The following is a 3068-nucleotide window of genomic DNA, read 5'->3' on the forward strand; positions in this document are numbered from 1 at the left end:
ACCGTCGCGTCCACGAGCGCGACCGCGGGCCGCCCGTCCCGGATCCGCGCCAATTCGCCCAGGACGCCTTTCCCGCAGACATAGCGTCCGCGGCTCCCGCCGCATCTGATGGTGATTTCCTTCGTCTTGACGGTCATGGCCCTTCCTGCGCCGGAGACGTTTCGCTGTCGCGGACGGTGCATGATATCAGATCGCGCTGGCATCGCAACAATACCCAGCAGTTCGAGAGGCAAATCCCTCGACGAGCATTGTGTTTTCGATTGACCGGACTAACCCAGGGACTAACTTAGGGGTGAGATGGGGGCTTGCCTTTCGCGGCGCCCCCCGCCTGGAAACCGCTCAAGGAGTGTAGTGCATCATGGCTGCGAAGATGACAGAAATCCGCTGGCACGGACGAGGGGGACAGGGCGCCAAGACCGCCGCGATCTTCCTGGCCGAAGCGGTGATGGAGCGCGGCAAGTACAGCCAGGGATTCCCCGAGTACGGTCCCGAACGCCGCGGCGCGCCGGTCCGGGGTTACACCCGCATCTCCGAGGAGCCCATCCGCGTCCATTGCAGCATCGCCGCGCCCAAGTACGTGATCGTGCTCGACTCGTCCCTGCTCGATTCCCCAGCCGCCGGCGTGGCCGACGGCATGAAGGACGATACGATCTTCCTGATCAACACCCTCGATACCCCGGCGGCCATCCGCAAGCGCCTGGGACTCAAGGGTGGCGAGGTGCATACCATCGACGCCTCGCTGATCGCCAAGGAGAGCTTCGGCCGTGCCATACCGAACATGCCCATGATCGGCGCGCTGGCCAAGATCTCGGACGTGATAGAACTGGATGAATTGACCCGCTGCATGGCTTCGCAGCTCAAGAAGAAGTTTTCCCAGGCCGTCGTCGACGGGAACGTCACCGCCGTCAAACGGGCCTACGAGGAGTTGGTGTCAGAATGAGCAACATTCCGACCAAGGACCTGCACGACGGGGGCATCATCACCGACGCCGGCAACGCAGCCGATTTCAAGACCGGCGACTGGCGCTCCGACGTCCCCCGGTGGGTCGCGGAGAACTGCACGCATTGCATGTTCTGCTGGATCTACTGTCCCGACAGCGCCGTCATGCTGGACACCTCCGGCGAGAAGACCCAGATGACGGGGTTCGTGTACGAGCATTGCAAGGGTTGCGGCATCTGCGCGCAGCACTGTCCGCCCGCGAAGAAGGGCAAGGCGGCCATCGTGATGGTTCGCGACGAGAAATGAGCCACGGAAAGGAGAGTCCCATGAAGCAGCTGTTTGTCGGGCTGACCGGGAACGAGGCCGTGGCGACCGCTTTCAAGCAAGCACGTCCCCACGTGGCCCCGGCCTTCCCGATCACGCCGCAGACGGAAATGATGCACAAGTTCGCCGACTTCGTCGCCGACGGCGAGGTCGACACCGAGATGGTCCTGGTCGAGAGCGAGCATTCGGCCATGAGCGCCGCGGTGGGCGCTTCCGCCACCGGCGCGCGCGTCTTCACCGCCACCAGCTCGGCCGGTTTCGCCCTGATGTGGGAAGTGATCTACATCGCGGCCAGCCTGCGCCTGCCCATCTGCATGCCGGTGGTCAACCGCGCGCTGTCGGGCAACATCAACATCCACAACGACCACTCCGACGCCATGGGCGGCCGCGACGCCGGCTGGATCCACCTGTGGTGCGAGAACACGCAGGAGGCCTACGACGCCGCCCTGATGTGCTGGCGCATCGCCGAGCACAAGGACGTCCGCCTGCCGGTGATGATCAACTACGACGGTTTCATCATCAGCCACACGGCGGAGTCGCTGCACATCCTGCCGGACGAGGACGCCTGGAAGTTCATCGGTCCCAAGGACCTGGGCGCGGGCTACTCGCTGCTGGACGTGGAGAATCCCATCACCGTCGGTCCCCTGGACCTGACCGACTACTACTTCGAGCACAAGACCTCGCAGATCGCGGCGATCAACGACTCGCCCCGGCACATCGCCGCGGTCTTCAAGGAGTACGGCGAGCTGAGCGGGCGCGTGTACGACTTCATCGAGGAGTACCGCACCGACGACGCCGAGATGATCATCGTCGTGCTCGGATCGACCGCGGGCACCGCCAAGGTGGTCGTGGACACGTACCGCGAGCGGGGCGTGAAGGTAGGCCTCGTGAAGATCCGCGTCTTCCGTCCGTTCCCCGCGGCGGCCCTGGCCAAGGCCCTCGGCAAGGCCAAGGTCGTGGGCGTCATGGACAAGTCGGTGACCTTCGGCGGCTTCGGCGGCCCGGTCTTCAACGAGGTCCGCTCGGCCATGTACGGCCTGCCCGACCCGCCCCGGATCCACGACTGGATCTTCGGGCTGGGCGGACGCGACACCGACATCGCCCAGATCGAGAGTCTGATCGACCAGCTCCAGGCCATCGCCGGGGGCAAGGCAGCCGAGGACGTCAACATGCTGGGCGTACGCCTGTAAAGGAGGTTCGACGATGGCAAATCTGCAGACGCTTTCGAAGCGCGATGACCTCCTGACCGGCGGACACCGGGCCTGTGCCGGTTGCACCGGGTCGAACATCCTGCGGCAGGTCATGCTGACCGCCGGACCGGACACGGTCGTGGGCGGCGCCACGGGCTGCATGGAGGTCGTCACCACCATCTTCCCGTACACCGCCTGGAAGACCCCGTTCATCCACTCGGCGTTCGAGAACGCCGCGGCCACGATCTCCGGCGCCGAGACGGCCTTCCGCGCCCTGAAGAAGCGCGGCGAGCTGCCCGTCCAGCGCGAGAAGATCAACTTCATCGCCTTCGGCGGCGACGGCGGCACCTACGACATCGGGCTGCAGTCCCTGTCGGGGGCCATGGAACGCGGCCACAACATGCTCTACGTCTGCTACGACAACGAGGCGTACATGAACACCGGCATCCAGCGCTCGGGCGCGACGCCATTCGGCGCGCACACCTCGACCGCGCCCGCCGGCAAGGTCAAGCAGGGCAAGGAGCAGCACCGCAAGGATCTGACCAAGATCATGGTCGCTCACAACATCCCCTACGTGGCCCAGACCACGCCCTTCCACTGGAAGGACCTGCAGAT

At 65.1% G+C, this 3068-nt stretch carries 4 protein-coding genes; all 4 read left to right on the forward strand.

All coding sequences use genetic code 11. The features are described 5' to 3' along the window. Positions 1 to 358: 358 nt before the first annotated feature. Positions 359 to 940, forward strand: a complete 582-nt coding sequence (locus tag KJ554_05905) for a 2-oxoacid:acceptor oxidoreductase family protein (GenBank protein ID MBU0741873.1) — start codon at positions 359 to 361, stop codon at positions 938 to 940. After that, positions 937 to 1245, forward strand: a complete 309-nt coding sequence (locus tag KJ554_05910) for a 4Fe-4S dicluster domain-containing protein (GenBank protein MBU0741874.1) — start codon at positions 937 to 939, stop codon at positions 1243 to 1245. Before KJ554_05905 ends, KJ554_05910 begins: the two co-directional genes overlap by 4 nt. A gap of 20 nt (positions 1246 to 1265) precedes the next feature. Continuing rightward, positions 1266 to 2453, forward strand: a complete 1188-nt coding sequence (gene porA / locus KJ554_05915; protein MBU0741875.1) for a pyruvate ferredoxin oxidoreductase — start codon at positions 1266 to 1268, stop codon at positions 2451 to 2453. A 13-nt stretch (positions 2454 to 2466) separates the two neighbouring features. Continuing rightward, on the forward strand, positions 2467 to 3068 hold a 602-nt coding region (locus KJ554_05920; GenBank protein MBU0741876.1), incomplete at its 3' end, for a pyruvate ferredoxin oxidoreductase.

This window comes from bacterium (assembly GCA_018814885.1).
Lineage (GTDB): Bacteria > Krumholzibacteriota > Krumholzibacteriia > LZORAL124-64-63 > LZORAL124-64-63 > JAHIYU01.